This is a genomic window from Novosphingobium sp. (assembly GCF_041905565.1).
Taxonomy (GTDB): Bacteria; Pseudomonadota; Alphaproteobacteria; order Sphingomonadales; family Sphingomonadaceae; genus Novosphingobium.
Genome location: NZ_JAYRKX010000008.1, coordinates 1 through 21,350, shown reverse-complemented (window position 1 = coordinate 21,350; position 21,350 = coordinate 1). Strand labels below are relative to the sequence as shown.

Genomic DNA, 21,350 nt, shown 5'->3' with positions numbered 1-21,350 from the left:
GGCCTTCGGCTGATTGAGGCCTGCGAGACGCAGGACCTCGTCAGGAGGTTTCCCATGTCCAACTCTTCCCTCGCCTTCGCGTTCGATCCACCATCTCCGCCGCTCGTCGTGACGGCAGCCAAAGCAATGGCGTTGCAATTGGCAGCAGGCAGCGCGCTTTCGCGCAGCGACATCAACCGCATCATGACGGACCACTTCGGCGGAAGCGATGCTGTTGGGGCTTGGTCAGTTCGTGATGCTCACGCTGCGCTCGAGTTGGCGCAGGTTCAACACCTGCAAGCATCAGATCAAATCCAGCTCACGAGCCCGATCGACGAGGCGGAACAGTTCTTCTGCGGTCTCGATGCCCGAGTTCCGACCCAGACCAATCGCAGCGACGAGCAGATCGAATGGCAGCAGTTTGCAACGCCGCCGCGGCTTGCTTGGCTCGCCGCACGGGCTTGCTCGCTGGGTACCGACGAGCTCGTGCTCGAACCCTCGGCCGGAACGGGGATGCTTGCGGTCTGGGCCGCCAAAGCCGGCACCCACCTAGTCCTGAACGAAATTTCACCGCTGCGCCGCGACTGCCTGACTGTGGCGTTCCCGGCTGCCCGCGTGACCGGACATGATGCCGAGCTGATCGACGAATTGCTCGATCCGGCCATCGTCCCAAGCGCCGTGCTCGTGAACCCTCCCTATTCTCACGGCATCGGGCGGGGCCACGATGGCCGCACCGGGGCGAGGCATCTACGATCGGCCTGGAGCCGCCTTGCTCCCGGCGGAAGGCTTGTCGCGATCATGCCTGAATGGTTCGACTGCGCGCAGTTTCTGGCCAAGACAAAAGGGCCAGTGTCGTTGCGGCTCAATGCCGCGGTCGAACGTGCGTTCGTCAAGCATGGCACCGGGATCACCACGCGGCTGCTGGTTCTCGACAAGGCGGAAAGCGCCAACGAGCCCGTCGCTATCCGCACGAACGAATTTCGCCAGCTGGCCGATCTTGTCGACGCCTTGTCGGCACGCGCCGGCCTGGAGGCTGATCCCGAGCAATCGCGCCTCCCGCTTCGTGCGCCGTTCCGCCTGGTGGCCGCGCCGCGCAGGCCGCTGCTGACACCAGCCAGGATCACGCCCCCAACCTCCGCCATCGCGTCACTCACCTATCAGGCGCTTGAAACCCCTGCGCCACTTGCTCCTCAGGTCGGCGATTATCTGCCCTACCGCCCGAGCAGGATCGTTATCGATGGCGCGGCCGGGCATCCGACGCCGCTCGTCGAATCCGTCGCCATGGGGTCGATCTCGGCACCCAAGCCCGACACAGTGCCGCAGCTGCCTGACGGGCTTATCGCCAAGGGACTGCTGTCGGCCGCCCAGGCAGAGGCCCTGATCTACGCCGCCAGCGCTCACGCCCGCGATCTTCCCGGCCGGTTTGAACCCGAGGACAAGGGCTGTTCGCTCAAGGCATCGGCGGAAGGTCAGGTGTACCGGCAGGGCTATTTCCTCGGGGACGGCACCGGCGCTGGTAAAGGACGCCAAGTTGCGAGTGTCATTCTCGATCGCTGGGTGCGCGGCGAACGCCGCCATATCTGGATTTCAAAGAACGAGGCTCTGCTGGAAGATGCCCGGCGCGACTGGGCCGCCCTTGGTGGTCTCCCGATCGACATCCAGCCGCTGGCGTCCTGGAAGCTGGGCTCCCCCATCGCGATGCGCGACGGCATTCTCTTCGTCACCTATCCGACCCTGCGTTCAGGCCGGAGCGACGCAACGCGGTTGGATCAGATCCTCGCCTGGGCCGGTGAAGATTTCGACGGCGTGATCGTGTTCGACGAAGCGCACGCCATGGCCAACGCCGCCGGCGGCGAAGGATCACGGGGCAAGGTCAAAGGATCGGAGCAGGGTATTGCCGGGGTGCGCCTGCAGAACCTCCTGCCCCGGGCAAGGGTGCTCTACGCCTCGGCCACCGGCGCGTCCGACGTGAACAACCTGGCCTATGCCACGCGCCTCGGGCTCTGGGGTCCGGAGACCGCCTTTGCCAATCGCGAGGCCTTCGTTGCCGAAATTCGCGACGGCGGCATCGCAGCTATGGAACTGGTCGCGCGGGATCTCAAATCGCTCGGCCTCTACACAGCCCGAGCCCTTTCGTTCGCCGGTGTCGAGTATGAGATCCTCGAGCATTGCCTGACCGAGGATCAGATCGCGGTCTACGATGCCTATGCCGAAGCTTGGGCAATCATCCACGCCAACCTGCGCGACGCGCTGGAAGCCACGCGGATCGTCGACAGCGAGACCGGGGGAACGCTCAACTCCGGTGCCAAGTCCGCAGCGCTGTCGATCTTCGAGGGAACCAAGCAGCGCTTCTTCGCGCAGCTGCTTCTCTCGATGAAGCTGCCGAGCCTGCTGCCCGCGATCGATACGGCCATTGCCGAAGGGCAGGCCGTGGTCGTGCAACTGGTCTCGACGGCCGAGGCCATGCTCGACCGGCGGCTCGCCGAACTGTCGGACGAGGAGCGCGAAGCTCTCGAGATCGACCTCTCCCCGCGGGAATACGTGATCGACTATCTCGCCAAGAGCTTCCCCGTCCGCCTGATGGCGGTGTTCACCGACGAAAGCGGCAACCCTCGGTCCGAGCCGATGAGTGACGAGCACGGCGCACCCGTGCTTTGCCGCTCCGCGCTGGCCGCGCGCGACCGGATGATCGAGCAGCTCTGCGCCTTGCCGCCGATTGCCACTGCCCTCGATGCCATCATCGAACGCTTCGGGGTCGACCAGGTGGCGGAAGTCACGGGCCGGACGCGTCGGCTCATCGTCGGCCGCGATGGTCGTCAGCAACTCCAATCCCGCTCGCCACGCGCCAACGTCGCGGAAACGCAGGCCTTCATGGAAGGCGCCAAGCGCATCCTGGTGTTCTCCGATGCCGGAGGAACGGGGCGCAGCTACCATGCCGATCTGGCCGCGAAGAACCAGGCGCGCCGTGTCCACTTCCTGCTCGAACCGGGCTGGCGGGCTGATGCCGCAATCCAGGGGCTTGGCCGGACCAATCGCACTAACCAGGCATCGGCTCCGCTGTTCAGGCCCGTAACGACCGACGTGCGCGGCGAACGCCGCTTCATCTCTACGATCGCGCGGCGCCTCGACAGCCTGGGCGCTCTGACGCGCGGGCAGCGCCAGACTGGCGGGCAGAACCTCTTCGATCCGGCCGACAATCTCGAAAGTATCTACGCCAAGGAGGCGCTCCATCGCTGGTTCGGCCTGTTGTTCACCGGCAAACTCGAAGCCGTCAGTCTCGGGCGCTTTCAGGAGCTGACAGGTCTCCGGATCGAAGCGCCTGATGGTTCGATGGTCGATGACCTGCCGTCGATCCAGCGCTGGCTCAACCGCATCCTGGCGCTTCCCATAGCGCTGCAGAACGCGATCTTCGACGAGTTCATGGGGCTGGTCGAAGCGCGTATCGATGCCGCCCGGCAGGCTGGCACGCTCGATCTCGGCCTCGAGACCATCGCAGTCGAGGACTTCACGGTCCTGTCCGACGCGCTGCTGCGCACCGATCCAGCTTCGGGCGCGACCACCCATCTGCTGGAACTTGAAATCGCCAGAGCCCTGAAGCCGCTCACGCTGAAGCGGCTCGAGGAGCTTCACGGCCTGGCTGGGCAGCGGCAACGGCCTGTCCGAAATGCTCGCTCAGGCCGGGTTGCCTTGCTGGTGCCCGCCCGAAGCATCCTTGCCGATGACGGTACGCGCGTGACCCGCTTCGAATTGCTGCGCCCCCTCAAGCGCAGTCACATCACCGAGGATCAGCTCGCTGAGAGCAGCTGGGAGGGGATCTCCGTCGACGCTTTCCTCGAAGCCTGGGCAGCCGAGGTCGACGAAGCGCGGACCAGCCACAAGCGCGAGCGCCTCTATCTTGCGACGGGCCTCCTGCTGCCGGTCTGGGACAAGCTGCCTTCGGACTTCGTGAGGGTGAGCCGCATCTCGGCGGCGGATGGCCGGTCGCTCCTTGGCCGGGAGGTTCCTCTCCATTGTGTTCCGGACCTGTGCCGGACGCTGGGTCTGGAACGCGAGCAAACGCTTTCCGCCGACGACATTGTCCAGACCGTCTTGGCGACGGGCCGCGCCATGGAACTCGCGGGCCGCGAGAAGCTCACGGTCAAACGCAGTCTGGTCAATGGCTCACAGAGACTTGAACTCACGGCATGGAGTGCAGCTCGCCTCGACTGGTACAAGGCGCAAGGCTGCTTCACGGAGATTATCCGTTACCAGACGCGCCTCTTCGTGCCGATCGAAGGCTCCGCGAGCGTGATTGCTAGGTTGGCATCATCGGCATAGCTCCTTGCCAAATGGCATTATCTGGCGTATGTGCTGCCATATGGAGAACTGCCATGTTGGCTCTGCAACCCGTTGATACTGCCGTTACCGCCTTCCGTCCCGATCCGATTACGCAGGACGAGGCAGCTGCCATGTTCCGGGCAGTCCTCAATCTGTTTGGCAAATGGGAGTTGACCGACGAGCAGGCTGCATCGCTGCTCGACATGCCAGTGCGCTCCTATCGCCGATGGAAGGCGGAAGGGCCGGGGCGCGTATCGCGTGACGGTCGTGCGCGCCTGTCCAACCTCATGGGGATCCACAAGGCGCTCCGGATCATCTTCTCCGAAGCGACCCGCGGGTATTCTTGGATCAGAGCAGCGAATGAAGCGTTCGGCGGAGCCAGTGCGCTCGATGTGATGCTGGGAGGCGAGCTGACCGACATCATGCGGGTGCGTCGCTACCTCGACGCCGAGCGCGGTGGCTGGTGAGCGAAGCACCAGAAATCCCCGTTTCTAGAGTTGAGTGGAAGGGCGCTGTCAGGATCATCCGCAGTGCCTTTCCGCCGATCGACCTGTTCGAAGACATCGCCGATCCCGCAGACTGGCCGCTGCTGATCTCGGCCGAGCAGAAGACCAATCCTCGCATCATGGCGACGATTGGTAATCTCGACCTCGTTCCGGTTGACCGCCGCGTCGGCGGCAACGGCGCCTCCTACCTCATGGCGCCGTTCACCCATGTCAGCACCGATCGACCGAGCCGCTTTACCGATGGCAGCTACGGCGTGCTCTACGTTGGGGACCGTTTTGAAACCGCACTGTTCGAGACGATTTACCATCACGCCCGCTTCATGGCCCGAACCCGGGAAGAGCCGGGATGGACCTCGCAGTTCCGCGAAATCATCATGTCGGTCGATGTAGACTTACATGATCTCCGAACCGTGGCGGGGAAGCCGGTTCCGGCGCTCGACCCCGACAGCTACGCTGCATCTCAAGCGCTCGCGCGGCACCTCAGGGGCGCGGGATCGAACGGGATTGCTTACCCGAGCATCCGGCACCCCGGCGGGGAATGCGTCGCGCTATTCTACCCGGACTGCGCATCAAATCCGCTTCAGGGGCGGCACCTCGACTATCACTGGGATGGCGCGCGGGTTGATCTGGTTCGTGATGCGGGATCGGGCGCTGTCTTCCGGATTGTCGATTTGCCGCCCGATCCCGCCTGACCGAACGAGCTGGGTCTCGCGCCTGCGCTTGGCTAGGTTGCCTTCCACCAGCTGAGCATGCGTTGCCACCAACTGGCTGGCGGTCGAGGTGCGGACAGGGTCGTAGCGGGCGTCTCCTGGCTGGGCTGAGCAACATCCGAGGGATCCTCCTGCCTGAAGTAGCGAGCCTTCGCTCTTCGGTCTCGTTGCCGCTCGGCAGCGACTTGTGCTTCCGACCAGGGCGGCGCAGCGATCACATTGCCGCGGCGGATCACATAGTGCGAACGGCACGGCAGCGTCCAGTTCCCTACCGAAGGGTGCAGACTGATCGCCTCTCCGTCGTAGGTGATGTTCCAGTCTGTTGGGGCAAGTGGCGTCACTACTTCCTCTCCGCAGCCACAGCAGCAGCTGTGCGCGACGCTGCCGTATTCCATCGACACGTAAAGAATCCCGGGGACGAGCGGCTCAGGAAAGCTCTCCACGAAGCGATGTTCGAGTTCGGTATACCGGATCATGACTGGTCCTCGTTGAGCAGCATGTTGCCGTCGAGTGTGTAGGTCGAATGATGTTCGCGCTCGAGGTCGCAGTAGAATCCGCACAGCTTCTTCCACTTGATTACCGCCAGGACAGCGTTGAGCGCATTGAGGTCGGCTACCTGGATATTCGAGGCGTAGACATCCCCGGCCCCGCCGCCGGCCAAGGGAATGCGATTGTGCTGGCTGGCCTTGGTCCTGCTCTCCAGAGTGCTGGTCGTAACCCTCAAGATGCCACTTAGGCCCTGTTCGCCGAGTTCTAGACCCATGCCTATATCGACAAAGCCGACTCCGCGTGCGTGAAGCCATTCTACGAGGGCGGCTTTCGCTTCACCTGCGTCAAGGCTTAGGAACGCGAAGTGGATGCCTTCGAGCAGATCAATGGTCTCGGCTGTAATCGCCTTCGGCACCGCGGTTATGCCGCGATGCATGCGCGAGTAGATCGCCGCAAAATAGTCGACTTTCAGCGGTGCGTCGCGCAGGTCGTCAAGGCTCGGCGCCCCAGGGGCACGAAAGGCATTGTGCTGAAGGAACTCGTCAGGATCGAAGAGGCGGATTTCCGCTACCGGCGTTTTAGCCAGCATGTCGAGAATATAGCTTCCCGACCCGCCGAGGCCGATGATCGCGATGCGGTGCCCCGAGAGCTTGGCGGTGAGCGCGCCGATCCCGACCCTGTCCGACGCCGTCTCGACGTAGTGAAAAACGCTCTCAGCGTCCTCCTCATCGTCGATCACGCGGTGGGGGCGCGGCGAGAGCGTGGTGTCGATTACCGCGGCAGGTCCCGAGATGATCGAAGCATAGGTCGACATCTTGTGGTGGTAGTCACGATACCCTCCTTCAGGCTTGCTGGAGAAGGCGTGCTCCGCTGTGAGCCCATTGCCAAGCTCGAAGTGCGCGGTCTGGTGGGCGATCGCCGCGATCGGCTTTCCATCGGCGAAGCAAGGGTAGTCTCCGTCGAAATGCATGACGTGAGTGTCGGGCGGCCGGGTCTGGTCGCCGGCCAAGGCTAGACTCGAGATAAGTGTGCCCTTGCGAACCTTGCGGTGGGCATCGACGTAGGGGACCTCGCGCATGACGAGGAACCCTCCGACGATCTGGACGAAATACCCTTCCTCGCGCAGCCTAGCGAGATCGGCGTTACGACTGAACAGTGCGCGTGACATTGAAGATCGTCCCCTGCTTGATGGTTACCGAACCGTGCGCGCTCAGCTCGCCGGCGTGCGGCTTCGAGGCCGCCTTGCGGTAGGTCATGGAGAACACGACGTTGGCTTCGTGCGGACCCGGGAAGGCCAGCTCGACGATCTGCTCGAAGGTCACGGTCGGACCGCGAACCACGCGCGGACGCGTGTTAACGATGATTTCGATTTCTACCGACGGGCGCGGAGCGTTGTAGAAGCGTTCGATGCCTGGAGCGCTCAAGTCGACCAACATGGCCGGTTCGACGAGAACGTCGGTTCCGCCACGCACCTCGAGGAACACCGCCTCTTCGGGCCCGGGCTTAGCGATCTGATTGAGAATGCGGCCGCTGATTGCGGGCTTGCCCCAGCGCTGCTGGTCATCGTTGACCTCGAACTTGAATTCGCGGTCGGTGAGGAAGGCGACGAGGCGCTCGGCGCCAGCGGTGCTGAGGTCGAAAGGTTCATCGAGGCGCACGTCTTCGAAGTCGCCGGTCGGGAGGATCGCGAACAGGCTGTAACCTCGGTCGGGTTCAAGCCCTGCCGCTTCGAGTACCTGGCGGCCCAGCGGGATCGGATCGGCAACGGTGAGTGCGCGAAAGTCGAGGTTCTCGAGGGCGAACTGGAAGCGATAGGCCCGTGCCGGCCGCAGGCTCCGGCCTTCGCGGAGGGCATCGCCGACATCATCAAATTCGGGAAGTTCAGGGGTAGCCATTTTGATTTGTCCTTCGGTTTGCCGGAACAGCCCGGCTACGAAGGGACAATCGGAACAGCGGCAGCCGACCGGAAAGGCGCTTAGAAGTTTTTTTGCAGGGGGCCTGTCGGGACGGGCCCGCACACAAAGAACGCCGGGCAGCCGGGGCAGACCCGCTGGTTGGGGTTCGTTGGAAATCTGCCGGCGCGAACATCCGCAAGTACGGTAGCGAGGAGTTCGCGGCGCCGACTGATAACGAGCTGCGAGAGCTCGAGCGGAGTAACGGTATCACTGGTCAGATGGACAACTTCGGCGCTCGCCCCCGTCGCGTTCTCCGCGATTGCAAGTAGCGTAGCAGCCACGCTGAGATCTTCGGTGTCTGCCTTTCGGAACACGCCGGTGCGGATACGCCGGTGGATACGACGACCTCGCGCATCGACGAGCACATCGTCGGCGCTAACGATTATTTGGTCGCTTCCTATCCCGAGCGGCAATTCAGTTGGCATCTGGAATTGATGGGCATCGCGCGATCGCCGGAACCGCATCACAAGCTTGACTGCCGTAGCCCGCAGTTCGACGAAACTTCCCGGTATGTCGAGACCGTGATCGTCGCAGGCTTGTTCGACTGTAGCCCGGAGAATTGCATCGTCGGAGATGTCGAGCCCGCTGCGCACGACTGCGCGCACGACAGTCCGGGCGGCTTCGTGCATGCGCATGTAATCGCTCTCGGTTCGGCGGCCGCCGATGCCGAGCACATGAGTGTAGAAGAAGCGCCGTTTACACTTTTCCTTGTCCAGCATTGCGACCTGAGAATCTCGTAAGCGAATAGGGCCGTCGATCAATAGTTCGATCGGCTCGGTTTCGAGCGCAGGTGGCAGCGCTTGGACGAGAGCGGGCACTCTTTCGGTAACGGCAGGACCAAGTCGCGGCAGGAAGGTCGAAAGCGGGCGCTGCTTGCCATCTGTCTTCTCCGTGGCGGCATAAAGTATGAGACGATCGCGCGCGCGTGACGTGGCGACGTAAAACAAGCATTCGCGCTCTTCTGCGTCGCCGGCGCAAAGCGCAGCTTTGACGTCGCCGGTTATGCTGGCGATTACGCCTTCGGGGGGAAGGCAGGCAGGTGCCTTCGGATAACTCGGGAGTGTGTCTTGGTTGAGGCCCGGTAGATGTACGCCTCGAAACTCAAGGCCTTTCGCACCGTGGATCGTCATGAGGCGGACGGCGTCGAGTCCCTGCGCCGCTACAGGTAGCTGACGTAGGTCGCGATCGTCCCCGATAGCTACCAGCCGCCTGATACGTTCAAATAGGCGCGGAACGGTGCGACCCTCCACGGGTGGCTGCGCGCGTAGGAAGTTCATGAACTGCCAAATCGCGATGCCTTGGCTACGGTCGGCGATGGAATCGGCTTCGGCTATTCGGGCTGCTATGCGGGTGCGGTCGAGCAGGACAGCCGCCAGAGTTCGCCACGGTGGAGAGTCGGCGTCGAATCCATCGAGAGCTGCTGCGAGCCTATCGAGCGCGGTCATTGCTTCCGCCGACACCGCTAGGCGGCGGCGCTCGGTCAGCCATTCCAAGGGGTCGGCCTCTTTGGACCGCAACGTTTCGAGGACGCAGGCGACATCGCCGAGCGGCATGGCAAAATCGGGCATGCAGCCGGTTCGGACGAGCCCCATCGCGCGACCATCAGCTAGCAAAGATAGCAGCGACAAAAGGTCCTTGACCTCGCTTCGCTCGAACAGGCTGCCCAGAAAGAGAACGGGCACGTCCATCCGTTCGAGGTCGCGGGCGATTTCGCCAAGGCGCTCATTCCCGGTACACAGCACGGCTTGGTCTCGATAGGCAATGCCGGCTGTCCGAAGCTCTTCGATGCAGTCGGCGATTGCTACCGACTGCTCTTCCTTGGCCGGGCGGAGCCTAAGTTCGATAGGGTGACCGCTGGCGCCGCGATGGGCATCCAGCTCCGCACTCGTCCTACTCGCGGCCATCTTGGCGGCGAAAGTGGAATAGGCGGTCACGATTTCGTCACTCGACCGGTAATTGATCTCCAACCGGCCTGATGCCGCGCCGGGAAAATCCTCGGACGTGAACTTAGAGGTGCTGATCGGGGAGGCGCCGCGAAAACGATAGATCGACTGCCTTGCGTCTCCCACCACCCAGAGATTCTCGCCGGTCGGGCGCAGCGCCTTCAACAAGCGCACACTGGCTCGGTTGACGTCTTGGTATTCGTCAACAAGCACGTGATCGTAGGTCTGGCCAAGCTGGGCGGCGATCTCAGGGCGCGTCTCGAGAAGTTCGACGGGGAGTGAAACAAGGTCGCCGAAATCGATCGTATGCCGCTGGCGTTTGAGCGTTTCGTAGAAAGCGTAAACGCGCGCGACTTCTGCCGCTTTCAGGGCTTCTGTATGACGCGGCTCGACGCCTTCGGCAGCAATGCGCATATTCTCGGCGTGGCGGGCATATTCGCCGGCGTCGACGACCTCGTCCTTTGCTCTCGAGATGGCCGCTAAAATGTCCCCTATAAGACGCGTCGGATTATAGAGATCCTGGTAGTAATCGAGCGCGAGCTTGGGAAACTCTGCCTCGAGGAGCTCGACTGCTTCTACCCGGTCCATCAGGCGCGGATCGTCGGGAAGGCCGAATTCAGCATGAAAGCGCCGCACAAGATCGAGTCCGAAGGCGTGGAAGGTACCAATCCACATGGCTGCTGCCGTGTCCGGTCGCTTCGCCGCGATGCGCTCGGCCATCTCGCCAGCGGCTTTGTTGGAATAGGTTAAGACGAGCAGCCGCCTCGGATCTACACCCTCGTCCAGTAGTTGCACCACCCGAGCAGTGAGTGTCTGGGTCTTGCCGGTCCCAGGCCCTGCTTCGAGGAGATAGGCTCGCCCGCGGTGTCCTGCCGCTTCTGCCTGAGCAGCGTTCAATGGATACTCTTCGCGAAAGCTGCTGTCGGGTTCGATGACAGGTAGCAGCAGACCGTCGAGCAATTGCTGCATGACAGCATCCAGCGAAGCATTCATGCGTCCTGCGATCTCGTGTGCAGTCAAACTGTCAACCAGATGAAGGCGGCATAGGACCTCGCGCGGCAGGAGAAGTTCACGGGCGAACAGGTCCATTTGAACCTCGCGCCGCTGTCTTCGGCCATAGTCGACGACCCGATCAATTCCGGTCGGTGAGGGCTCGGAGGGACGCGCCATGTCTGCGTGCAGCACCGTGGGTGATGCGGTTGCATCACCTAACACATGGTGGCCGATTTCATGCGCAACAAGGAATGCTTGTTCGAATCGGGAGCCCACGTTTTCGTGGATTATGAGATCGTCGGCTGGAACCAGCGTCGCGCGGCCGTTGTCCAGACTGGCCGCGCCGGGGTTTGTTGTCTCGACGTCAAGGCCGCGTGTCTTCGCGATGGCGACAACAAATGTGTAAGGATCGGTCGGATCGAGCCCGTGCATAACGGCATCCGCATGCATCTCGGCCGCCCTGCGGCGTCCCAGCTCGATCGCATCCATCTATTCGCCGCTACCTGCCAGAAGCTTCGACCGATCAGCCTCGGAAACCCCGGCATCGATCAGGATTTGCTCAAAGGTCATTTGCTCCGCGGAGCCGGGCGGGCGGCCCGACTTATAGCTTCTGCCGGTGGTCATGGGTATTGGCGGCTGGCGCATGGCTGCGATCACATGCGCGGGAGGCAAGTCGAGAGCGTCCGAGAGGTTGCCAAGGATGGTATCGGGAAGGCTCGATGCCAGGACGCGGTGCTCTCGCAGGCACGTGATGACCTGCCTCGGAACGCCGAGTTTGCGAGCGAGGTCCTTGCCGATGTCTCCAGTGAGGCGGGCCAACGGGTCTTCGCCGGCGGGTTCGCTTGGAGTAGCCGCCTTGTGCGTGATCCATGCGGCATCGATGCGCGATTCATCGGTAGCCGACAGAGGACTCTCGTCTTCGTGCTCTGGTGCCGCAAGCAACTGCGAAAAATCGATGAGCTGGGTGGCATACTGCGGATAATCCTCGACGTATTGTCGAAGCACGTCGCCATCATGGACGCCTTCTGCTTGAAACAAATCGAGCACAGCGTCGAGGGTGAGGGGCTGCGGGTTGGCGGTCATTGGTCGTCCCCAGGATTAAATAGGGCCCCGAGTGTTTTTGACGCTCGGTCCCGATAGTTGCGAACCGTCTTCTCAGAGCAGTTTAGAGCCTTCGCTATTGTCATCACCGAAGGGTCGCTTGAATCGATTTGCCAACCGCTCAAAAGGAGGTGAATGGTCCTTCTTTGTTCAATTGGCAGAGCCTCAATCGCTCTGTGGAAACGTGTCCGGAAAAGCGGATCGGAAAGCAGTTCGGCGTCGAGAAGACTTGTCGTGGTTGCCTGGGCTGCGTCATCGGACGTGCCGCTGCTCTCGTCGTCCAGCGACGCGGTGCGACTTTCCTCTTGCCAGACTCGGTCCTGCGCATCGAGGCGCAAGCGTTTAACGGCGAGGTCGAACCGGACCTCGAAGAAGTCCAGCTTGTCGTCGGGCTCCTTACGATCCTTCGCGAGCATCTCGACGAAGCGGTCGAAAACGGCGTTGCGGATGCGCTCGTTGCTGAGCGAAGAGGAATCCTTGGAGATTTCGGCTCGCGGTACCGATCGGAGCACCCTCTCGATAAGGATCTTATATAACTGTTCGAACCAAGCGTCCGAGTTGTCTCGGCGACTCCCCCGGACGAAATAGAGCAAGCACTCACTCGGCAGGTAATCCGGATGCTTGCGATCGCGGACGCGTGCGCGTTCAAGGAGCACATTACGCGGCAGATTGGCGAGACCTGCGAGAAGCGGTTCAATGATGTCGGGACGTTGATAAAGTGTCCCGTCGGCTTTTCGCTTAGTGAGCGGAACAATCAACATTTCCTCCCTTGTCCGCACGTTAGCATCGATGCGGCGGTCTGTTAATCGCCACTGAAAAAACAACCGGAAAGGCCGGAGTAAAAAATTTGATTTCGTCCAGTGCTCCTCGGCTGTGTTTGGTGCTGGCTATACAAATATGGCTGAGCCATGCCCTAGGCGCTCCGAAGCCGTGTGGCTTGCCCTGCCGATCGGCAGTTTCGCTGCGAACGCTTTAGAGTGGAGTGGGCTTTGCCCTGATTGAGCCATTTGGACGTCGATAGTCGGCGTGCCGGGCTCACAATCAGGAGTGTGTCCCATGATCAAGTCGATCCCGCTGAACAAGCTTGTCCAGTCGCCCCGCAATGTCCGCCGTGACAGCGATGCTGCTGCGGATGCCGAGCTCAAGGCCAGCATCGCTGCCTGCGGCCTGCTGCAGAACCTCATCGTCCGACCCTCCGCGAAGGGCAAGTTCGAGGTCGAAGCCGGGGAGCGCCGCCGCCGCGCGATGCTTGCGCTCGCGGACGACAAGATCCTCGCCCGCGATCACGAAGTAACCTGCCTCGTGCTCGAAGACAGCGCTGAGGCCGCAGTCGAGACCAGCCTCGCGGAAAACTTCCATCGCCTCGCCATGAACCCAGCCGACGAAGCACAGGCCTTTGCCGCGCTCGTGGCAGGCGGTGCGACGGTCGAAGACGTCGCGCGCCGCTTCGGTCTGACCGTCCGCTTCGTCCAGGGCCGGCTGCGTCTTGCAACGCTTGCGCCGGTCGTTTTCGAGGCGCTGGCATCTGGGGAAATCACCCTCGACATCGCCAAAGCATTCGGCGCGACCTCAGACCAGGACATCCAGGCCCGGGTGTTCGAGCAGGTTTCCTCGGCCTACTATGCCCCCAATCCGGACAGCATCCGGCGCATGGTCCTTTCCGGCACAGTCCGGGGCAGCGATCCGCGCGCCCGTCTCGTTGGCCGCGATGCCTACATTGCCGCGGGCGGCCGGATCGAGCGTGAGCTGTTCGACAACGACGACAGCGAATCCTGGGTCGATGTTGCGCTGCTCGAAAGCCTTGCCGCCGCGAAGATGGAAGAGCAGGCCAAAGCCCTCGCCACCGAGCAGGGTCTCGCCTGGGTCAAGCCCACGCTCGATCCCTATGCCAGCCACGACCTGGTCGAAGGGCTGGTCAGGCTTCCCGCCGAACCGGCGCCGCTGACTGAAGCGGAAGTGGCAAGGCTCGACGAACTCGATGCCTCCTATGACGAGCATGCGGCGATCCTTGAAGACGAGGACAGTGCCGAGGAGGCCGTGGCTGCGGCCGAAGCGGCTATCGAGGCCATCGAACGCGAATGCCAGGACATTCGTGCCCGACCGCCGGTTATCGCGCCGGAGCTCAAGGCCGAGGCGGGAATGGTGCTGGTGCTCTCCCGCGATGGCACGCCGGTACTCCAGCCGGTGTTCTACGGCGAGCGTCAGGCTGAACCCGCCGAAGCTGACGACGGGATCGAAGTCGTTGCCGGCGATGAAGTTTCGGACAGACGCCGGACGACCTTGTCGAAACGTCTGGTCGACGAACTCGCGATGCAGCGCCGCGATGTTCTGGCACTTCACGTTGCATCCGATCCCGGGCTGGCGCTCGACATCATGGTCTTCACCCTCGCCGATTCCGATACCCACGATTGGCGGGCGCGCCATTCGACCACGCTGCGTGCGCCTGTTCCGGCAGGCCCGATCATCGGCTTCGAAGCCAAGGACGCCCCGGCGAGCAGCGCGCTTGCCGAGCTGAGGTCCGGCCTCGACGAAAGCTGGCGTGCGGGCACCGATGCGACTGCCCGCTTTGACCTGTTTCGCGCGCTGCCCGATGAGAGCCGGGCTGCCTGGCTGGGCTATGTCGTAGCCCGGTCGCTCGAGGCAAGCCTCAACATGACGGGCGAGCGTCTGCTACCATTCCAGGATCACCTTGGTAGCCTGATCGGCATCGATATGGCGCAATGGTGGCGCCCGACAGCAGCCAACTACTTCGACCGGGTGTCGAAGCAGGTGATTCTCGACGCGCTGACCGATGTTGGCGGTCTCGAGCTCTCTTCGCGCTTCGCCTCGGTCAAGAAGGGTGACCTCGCGATGAGCGCCGAGCGCGTCTTCGCCGGCACCTACATCACCGAGGTCGAGGTCCGCGAGAAGGCCCTGGCCTGGGTGCCTGAGGTCATGCGGTTTGCTTCCGCTGCCCCGGAGGCTGGCGAAGCCGAGATCGAAGCAAGCGACGCTGAGCCTGGTGTCGACGGCGAAATTCATACCCCTCGCGAGCTGGCCGCCTGACCTCCTCCTGACAGGCAAGGCCACTCGTACCTCGAGAAGCGGTCCTTCGGCTTACGCCGGAGGGCCGCTTCCTTTTTGGAAGCAGAGCAGAGGGGGCTCGGGACCCGGTGGCACTGACCGGCGAACCCGTCGCCAGCTGTCCAGATGCCTCAATCAGGAGAACCATCATGGCCTATCGCAAGGGGCAGGGCGGCGGCTTGTCGCCCGCCACCCGCATCACCCAGGAAATCATCGCCCGTCTGGAAGCTGGCACGAAGCCGTGGATCAAGCCCTGGCGCGGTGTCCCGGTCTCCCGGCCCTTGCGGGCCTGCGGGATCCCGTACCGCGGCATGAACGTGTTCTGGCTCTGGATGGTCGCCGACATGTGCGGCTACGCCTCGCCATTCTGGATGACCTACAACCAGGCAAAATCGCTCGGAGCCCATGTCCGCAAGGGCGAAAAGTCAACCATCGCGATTTTCTACAAGAGCTACACCAAAGAGGTGGAAGCCCCCGACACCGGCGAAAAGACCGACGAAGCCCGCCGGGTGCTCAAGGCCTATCCGGTCTTCAATGCCGATCAGGTCGAAGGTCTGCCCGAGCGCTTCCATCCAGCTGCGACGTTGGAGTTGGTGGAGCCGGAAGGGCGCGAGGCCGAGCTCGATGCCTTCTTCTCGGCAATCCCCGTTAATCTGCGCCACCAGGGCTGCGAGGCCTATTACGAGCCGACTGCCGATCGTGTCACGATGCCGCCTGTCAGTCTGTTTAACGGTTTCGATCACTACTACGCTACGCTTGCCCACGAGCTGTCGCACTGGACCGGCCATGCCAGCCGCCTGGGGCGTGATCTCAAGAACCGCTTCGGCACGGCGGCCTATGCCGCCGAAGAACTGGTAGCCGAACTTTCGAGCGCCATGCTCGGCGCCGAGCTGGGGCTGCCTGTCACGCACCTCGACAGCCACGCAAGCTATATCGAGCATTGGCTCAAGCTTCTGAAGGATGACGATCGCGCCATCCTGACCGCTGCAGCCAAGGCCGAAGAAGCCGCGAGCCTGCTGCTGAAGCTCGGCGGGAGGGCCGTGCCTGAACAGTTTGACGACGCGTCCGTCGACGCGCTTGCAGCCTGAGGGAGGCTGCTATGGGCCGGTCGGTCAGCTATCCCAGCAGAGCAATTATCGCCTTCACCGTGCTCGACGTCGAAGCCGAGGACGACTGGGAATTTGAGTATGAATGGCTGCGTGCCGATCTGTGCGAGCGGGCCGCCAAAGCATTCCCGTCGCTGATCCCGCATGACGGCTGGCGCGGCCGGGAGGACCGGATCCTCATGCGCAATGCCTATGCGGATTTCGGCGTGTCGGTCTATGGCGGGCTGGTTGCCGTCTGGATCGTCGAACGCGATGACGGGGCCTATTGGGACGCCGATTGGCGCACGGCCCGCTCACCGCGGGCACAGCGCTGGCTGTCACAGATCGCATCCCGTTTCGATGCCTTGTTTGGCGACTACGATTGCCTCGGGCACATGTCGAACGGCGAGGGGGTCTACACCAAGCGCGCAGCTTGAGGCCTGCGCGTTGGTTGGTCGCGGCGCTGGGTTGCCATCCCTGACTGCACTTTGCCGGCCGCTCATGGGCTAGCGCCATGCGAGAGAGGCCCTGGGCCAGCCGCCAGTCTTGCGCAACCCGGCTTGGGCGGGCCCGTGTTGGCCTTGGCCCTTAGGGCTCAAGGCCTGCCCGCGCCAGCCCGCCAAGCCGGGTTCCCCCTGACGGGTGCGCAATCCTGCCTGAAGCTGGCCCTGACGGGCTCTCGCTGGCGCAGCCATGAACGGGTGCGTCGGCCTCACGCCAGTCAGGAGGACACCCCATGCACACGTCATTCGCCGATCAACTCGCCGGGCTCGATCTTGCCGGCTTTTCCATCGGTCCTGCTCCCGTATCGACAACCGATTTCCCGGTCCGCGAAGCGGTCGTCCAAACCCTCGAAGCGGTTTGGTCCGATCTTTTCGCCATGGTGTCCGGGACCGCTCTTGAAGCCGACGCCGAAGATCTTGGCTGGGCCTTCGTCAACATCTTTCACCGCTCCGCCGAACGCAAATCAACGGCCCTTGACCGGGCGACCGACGAAGTCCGCGCGCTGATCGCCACTGCCGACGGATCCGAGGTCCACACCCATGACCTTGAGACCCAGGTCGAGCGAGCGCAGTGCGCCGAAAGTGCGATGCTGGCGCTCGAAGAAATGCGCGAAGTCGCAGCAGCCCTGTACCTCAATGAGTTTGGTTCCTCCTGGAAGCCGGTCTCCAGTTCGCGCTTCAATCACAGCGCCATGATGACTTCTGCGCTCGTCGAAGGTCGCGATTTCCTGCGCGCCCGTGCCGAGGCCAAACGCCGTGCAGCCGTGCCCGAAGGAACCCCGGTCGTCTTCGCTGGCGGGCGCACCCGTCATGCGACCGAAGACGATGCACTGACCTTCGGCAACAACGTCTGGGCCACCCTCGACAAGGTCCGCGACCGCGTGCCCGACATGGTGCTCATCCATGGCGGCGACACCAAGGGCGTCGACCGCCTGGCATCGAGCTGGGCTGAACGTCGAGGCATCCCTCAGGTCACGTTCTCGCTCGACATGCGGCTGGGCGCCCGGGCTGGCTTCAAGCGCAACGAGCGGATGCTCTCGCTTGAGCCGCGTTACGTCATCGCCTTTCCAGGCAATGGCGTGCTCGAACGTCTGGTCATCGAAGCCAAGGCCCGGCGGATCACCGTGGTCGATCGGCGCGGGCCCCTCGGTACCAATCCGAAGAACTCTTCGGTCAGGACCGACTAAGGCCCTGTCGGTCTTCGCGCCAGCGCCGGATCGGCGCTGGCGTCGTCCTTCAGAGGAAAGGCGCGCGCCTGTCAGTTTGAGCCAGCGGAGGTCGTTGGCTCCTTTCTACAGGAGGCAGTTCATGATCGATATCGAGGCTGTGATGGCCGATTTTGCCGTTCGCCAGGCCGAGCGGCAGACCCAGGTGGTCGAAGAGATTCAGCAGCTCAAGGTCGCCATTCTTCCGCGCTTGCAGGAAGCCGGCATCGCCCGTGTCGAGATCCGCTTTGACGGCTGCGGCGACAGCGGTGTCGTTGAAGAATGTGTATGCCTCGATACAGCCGGCGCGGGGATCCCGTGCCCGGAAGTCTCCCTCATGGAAGGCGAAGCAGACAGCGTTGATCGTACTGGTTCCGCAGAGCCGCAATCACTCGGGCAGGCACTCGAACAGCTGACCTACCTGGCGCTCGAACGTCACCATCCTGGCTGGGAGATCAACGACGGTGCCTGCGGCGAACTGGTGATTGATGTGGCTGAGGCGACGTTCGTGCTGGCTTGCAGTCTGCGCTTCACCGCGACCGATGATCACTCGACCGAGCTCTAGGAGACCAGGCATGGCCCACTGCTACTACCACGCCCTCTCGTCGGTCCGGAAATGGGGCGGCGCGGTCGAGGACTATCTCCCGTTACACCAGTGGTTCGACCAGTCCAAGGCAATCCTGGCAGACCCACGGCACCGCGCGCTGCGGCACCATGCCGAGGGGATATTCATGCTGGAGGCGATCTTCGGCGAGACCCTCATCAATGCCGATGGCCGGGTCGTTCCGGTGCGTCTGGTCGGCGAACAGCACGTGCGCGAAGACTTGGGCTCGATCCCCTCATTTGCCGATTGGGCGCGCTTGATCACGCCGCAGGCCTGGATGCTTCGCGGCAACCCTCTGGACGGCGCTGAAGGGGTGACGATCGATATGCCTGGCCGCGGTGAAGCAGTTGCGCCCAGGAGCGTGCCACCTGCTCAAGCGGTCGGTACCGTGATCTAAGAGGGGGTTCTCCGGTGGAGGGGCGGGGTGGATGATCCTGCCAAGACCGGAGGGAAACGAGGCAGGGCAAACCTGTTCAAGGCATCCAGCTCCACCCGGCTTCGATACAAACCCGTCCCTGAATCACCCCCGTCGAGACGCGCAACCCGGATCAGGTCCGGCCGAGTTGCCGGGCACGATTTTGCGCATCGCTGGTGCCGAAAACCGGTTCCCACTTTTCGGCGCGATGCTGCGTGCCCGGCTGCCCGCACCACCCGAACCAGTTCCGGGTTCCCCTTCGGTGCGCTTCGCCATGGGGCGCTTCTGCTCGGGTTTGCAGCCGGGATGGACCCGGAATGCTCGATCAGGAGAAAGCCCATGACCAATCTCGTTATCCTCGTTGGCCGCATCGCTCGCGACCCCGAAACCCGCACCACCCAGGGTGGAACCAGCATCACCTCGGTCTCGGTCGTGACCGACCGTCCCGCCCGCAAGGAAGGCAAGACCTACAAGGACGAGAACGGCTACACCGCCAAGGACAGCGAATTCCACCGGATCACTTGCTTCAACGGCCTTGGCCAGAACGTCGCCAAGTACTGCACCAAGGGCCAGCTCGTGACGGTCGAAGGGCGCATCCACTACACCCAGTGGGAAGATCAGAGTGGCACCAAGCGCTACGGCTGCGAGATCATCGCCGACAAGGTCGACTTCCTGACCAAGGGCCGCTCCGGCAGCAACGAGGGCGCGCCCGACATCGACGAGGACTGAATGTCCTTACCTCACGACAAGGCCCCGGTGGCAGACGCCATCGGGGCCTTTTCTTTTGTACGCCTGCGATGGCGGCGGCGCGGGGCATCGAACCCCTTGCCGCCGCCGGGTTGGGCTTTACGCGGGAGCAATCCGCTTCAGCGTTTCCTCGATCCCGAGCGCCATCGATGCGCGAACGATCTGGCGTAACTGTGCCGGTTCGATCATCTCCGCGCCGCACTCGATCAGCAGCTTTCCGAGTTCGGTCGCTGCTTCTTCGCGGAGACGTGCCTCCTCGTTCTCAAGTTGGGCACGCTGTTCACGCAGCTTCTTCAAGGCATCTCGTGCAGTGGGTTTGGACCTGGCCATAGTGCTTCCTTCTCGCTGGCCGTTGGTCCCCTCCGCTGACGATCTTGGCACTACGGGGTCATGTAGGAAAATGGTTTGTGGGGCAGGCGTCGCGCTTCTGCGCAGGCGTGGGAGAGGTCTCTCTCGCAGAAAGACCAAGTGTGATGCGGGTTTTGGGGCTGCGTCAAGGACGACGGGGCCCCACCATTTTTACCGGGCAAGCCCGGCAAAAATCGTTGCCCCCATCGCCGCTTCGCGGCCGCTATCGCGGTCCCTGACCCAGCCCGTCACCCACATCCTTCGCAGCTCCTGATGCGACGCATCGAACATCAGGAGGAAAGATCATGTACGCTTCACTGAACATTGCCGCTGCTGGTCCCGCCGCCGATCAGGCAGCCTTCGTTGCTGCACTGGATCAGGCCCATGCCCGGTCCTTTCACAGCTACTACACGCAGTACGTCCTGACCGATGACGAGGCAGGCTATATCGCGGTCGATGAAGGCGACTACGGTGCCTTGCCCAAGGCCATGCTGGACCGGGTTATTGACACCGTGCCGGGCCGTCTCAGCGAGGAATTCTGACCCGCCGGTTTGGGAGGAAGTCCATCAGGGCTTCCTCCTTTCTTTTTGCTCGCAGACCGTTCCGGCATCCCTCGGCCGGGACGGGGAGGCGGGTTACCAGCGTCAGTCGGGGGTATCCGGACGGTCGAGATCGGTAAGCCGCTCCGGCATACCCAGGACCTTCAACGCGGTGGTTCGATTGCCTCCGCCTGTGTCGGGAAAGCCTCGAAAGAACTGATCGACACCCCGTTCGGGGTAAGTGACTGTCGCCTGGAAGCCGTTGCCCTTCGGTGTCGCGCTCAATGTAACCTGGCCCATGCGGCGCTTCCTTTCCGCCCTCATTTATACCGGCATCATAGGCGCCGATCCTGCCGATGCCTATCAGGATCCTGGCGACGGCAGCCTGTTAAGCGCCGCCGCTTCTCGGGGTCACAAACCGCATCATCCGTTACAGGCTCAATAGCTGGTTCCTGTCCTCGCAGCAGGGGACTTAGGAGCACACCGTACGCAGTGTACTGCTGTGTTTATGGGAAAAAACGCCGTAAAATCAGTGCGCGAGATGCTGGGCTTGCTTGGCGGCGGGCATGCCGTTGAAGGCCATCTGGTCCCCGAAAATGACCGGAATTCCGCGACTTTTGACCCCAGTTTTGATATTGCCGATGGCCATATGGTCCCCATGCGGCGAAAGCCCGGGCGCCGGGCACTGCTCAATGGCAACTTTGCGCGGCGCAAGCTGCCGCTGGGTCACGTCCGTCAACGTGGTGTAATTTCGGCGGTGGCCCTGGGTCATCGTCAGGCGGCCTTTGCGGTGATGTGTAGTGGCTGATTTTCCTCCTCGATCATGGATTGGTTGAGTTCGGCCATAC

General features: G+C 62.8%; 20 protein-coding genes. 11 read left to right on the top strand and 9 right to left on the bottom strand.

Annotation, left to right across the window (positions count from 1 at the left end):
- The first annotated feature begins 54 nt into the window (after positions 1–54).
- From ACE3N9_RS08195 to ACE3N9_RS08185, 3 genes are read left to right on the top strand one after another with little or no spacing between them, the layout of a single operon-like run.
- Positions 55–4,296, top strand: coding sequence for a strawberry notch-like NTP hydrolase domain-containing protein (locus ACE3N9_RS08195; protein WP_374282694.1), 4,242 nt, complete (start codon positions 55–57; stop codon positions 4,294–4,296).
- Between the two features lie 53 nt (positions 4,297–4,349).
- Entirely contained in the window at positions 4,350–4,763 is a 414-nt protein-coding gene (locus tag ACE3N9_RS08190; RefSeq protein WP_374282691.1) for an antitoxin Xre-like helix-turn-helix domain-containing protein, read from the top strand.
- Positions 4,760–5,494 (top strand): RES family NAD+ phosphorylase, encoded by a 735-nt coding sequence (locus tag ACE3N9_RS08185; protein WP_374282689.1) that lies wholly within the window; start codon positions 4,760–4,762, stop codon positions 5,492–5,494. The genes ACE3N9_RS08190 and ACE3N9_RS08185 overlap by 4 nt, the downstream gene beginning before the upstream one ends.
- Positions 5,495–5,526: 32 nt before the next feature.
- Here ACE3N9_RS08185 and ACE3N9_RS08180 read toward each other — a convergent pair whose 3' ends face one another.
- From ACE3N9_RS08180 to ACE3N9_RS08155, 6 genes are all read right to left on the bottom strand, one after another.
- A complete protein-coding gene (locus ACE3N9_RS08180) occupies positions 5,527–5,988 on the bottom strand; it encodes a DUF6527 family protein (RefSeq protein WP_374282687.1) in 462 nt (153 codons plus the stop codon).
- Entirely contained in the window at positions 5,985–7,169 is a 1,185-nt protein-coding gene (locus ACE3N9_RS08175; RefSeq protein WP_374282686.1) for a ThiF family adenylyltransferase, read from the bottom strand. The genes ACE3N9_RS08180 and ACE3N9_RS08175 overlap by 4 nt, the downstream gene beginning before the upstream one ends.
- Complete coding sequence (locus tag ACE3N9_RS08170; protein WP_374282684.1) at positions 7,144–7,896, bottom strand: multiubiquitin domain-containing protein; 753 nt, start codon at positions 7,894–7,896, stop codon at positions 7,144–7,146. Before ACE3N9_RS08170 ends, ACE3N9_RS08175 begins: the two co-directional genes overlap by 26 nt.
- Positions 7,897–7,976: 80 nt before the next feature.
- A complete protein-coding gene (locus ACE3N9_RS08165) occupies positions 7,977–11,381 on the bottom strand; it encodes a UvrD-helicase domain-containing protein (RefSeq protein WP_374282682.1) in 3,405 nt (1,134 codons plus the stop codon).
- A complete protein-coding gene (locus ACE3N9_RS08160) occupies positions 11,382–11,975 on the bottom strand; it encodes a hypothetical protein (protein ID WP_374282680.1) in 594 nt (197 codons plus the stop codon). It abuts the gene before it with no gap.
- A complete protein-coding gene (locus ACE3N9_RS08155; RefSeq protein ID WP_374282679.1) occupies positions 11,972–12,754 on the bottom strand; it encodes a DNA-binding response regulator in 783 nt (260 codons plus the stop codon). The genes ACE3N9_RS08160 and ACE3N9_RS08155 overlap by 4 nt, the downstream gene beginning before the upstream one ends.
- Before the next feature lie 295 nt (positions 12,755–13,049).
- Here ACE3N9_RS08155 and ACE3N9_RS08150 point away from each other — a divergent pair, with 295 nt between their 5' ends.
- The 7 genes from ACE3N9_RS08150 (at position 13,050) to ACE3N9_RS08120 (ending at position 19,597) form a co-directional block, all read left to right on the top strand.
- A complete protein-coding gene (locus ACE3N9_RS08150; RefSeq protein ID WP_374282677.1) occupies positions 13,050–15,038 on the top strand; it encodes a ParB/RepB/Spo0J family partition protein in 1,989 nt (662 codons plus the stop codon).
- Between the two features lie 167 nt (positions 15,039–15,205).
- Entirely contained in the window at positions 15,206–16,144 is a 939-nt protein-coding gene (locus tag ACE3N9_RS08145) for an ArdC family protein (RefSeq protein ID WP_374282675.1), read from the top strand.
- An 11-nt stretch (positions 16,145–16,155) separates the two neighbouring features.
- Positions 16,156–16,578 carry a hypothetical protein gene (locus ACE3N9_RS08140; RefSeq protein ID WP_374282673.1) on the top strand — a complete coding sequence of 141 codons (423 nt, stop codon included), beginning with the start codon at positions 16,156–16,158 and terminating at the stop codon, positions 16,576–16,578.
- A 299-nt stretch (positions 16,579–16,877) separates the two neighbouring features.
- Positions 16,878–17,831 carry a DUF2493 domain-containing protein gene (locus ACE3N9_RS08135; protein WP_374282672.1) on the top strand — a complete coding sequence of 318 codons (954 nt, stop codon included), beginning with the start codon at positions 16,878–16,880 and terminating at the stop codon, positions 17,829–17,831.
- Between the two features lie 121 nt (positions 17,832–17,952).
- A complete protein-coding gene (locus ACE3N9_RS08130; protein WP_039338504.1) occupies positions 17,953–18,414 on the top strand; it encodes a DUF6878 family protein in 462 nt (153 codons plus the stop codon).
- Positions 18,415–18,424: 10 nt separating this feature from the next.
- A complete protein-coding gene (locus ACE3N9_RS08125) occupies positions 18,425–18,850 on the top strand; it encodes a hypothetical protein (RefSeq protein ID WP_196276516.1) in 426 nt (141 codons plus the stop codon).
- A 357-nt stretch (positions 18,851–19,207) separates the two neighbouring features.
- Positions 19,208–19,597 carry a single-stranded DNA-binding protein gene (locus ACE3N9_RS08120; protein WP_054587174.1) on the top strand — a complete coding sequence of 130 codons (390 nt, stop codon included), beginning with the start codon at positions 19,208–19,210 and terminating at the stop codon, positions 19,595–19,597.
- A gap of 117 nt (positions 19,598–19,714) precedes the next feature.
- Here the strand turns inward: ACE3N9_RS08120 and ACE3N9_RS08115 are convergent, their stop codons facing one another.
- Positions 19,715–19,912 carry a DUF6437 family protein gene (locus ACE3N9_RS08115; RefSeq protein WP_229665351.1) on the bottom strand — a complete coding sequence of 66 codons (198 nt, stop codon included), beginning with the start codon at positions 19,910–19,912 and terminating at the stop codon, positions 19,715–19,717.
- A 356-nt stretch (positions 19,913–20,268) separates the two neighbouring features.
- On the opposite strand from ACE3N9_RS08115, the gene ACE3N9_RS08110 reads away from it, so the two are divergent.
- On the top strand, positions 20,269–20,505 hold the full coding sequence (locus tag ACE3N9_RS08110; protein ID WP_196276514.1) for a hypothetical protein: 237 nt from the start codon (positions 20,269–20,271) through the stop codon (positions 20,503–20,505).
- A gap of 102 nt (positions 20,506–20,607) precedes the next feature.
- On the opposite strand, the gene ACE3N9_RS08105 is transcribed toward ACE3N9_RS08110, so the two are convergent.
- Both ACE3N9_RS08105 and ACE3N9_RS08100 read right to left on the bottom strand, forming a co-directional pair.
- A complete protein-coding gene (locus tag ACE3N9_RS08105) occupies positions 20,608–20,802 on the bottom strand; it encodes a hypothetical protein (RefSeq protein WP_374282668.1) in 195 nt (64 codons plus the stop codon).
- Between the two features lie 229 nt (positions 20,803–21,031).
- Positions 21,032–21,350 (bottom strand): hypothetical protein (locus tag ACE3N9_RS08100; RefSeq protein ID WP_374282667.1); only part of this gene is annotated, 319 nt, incomplete at its 5' end.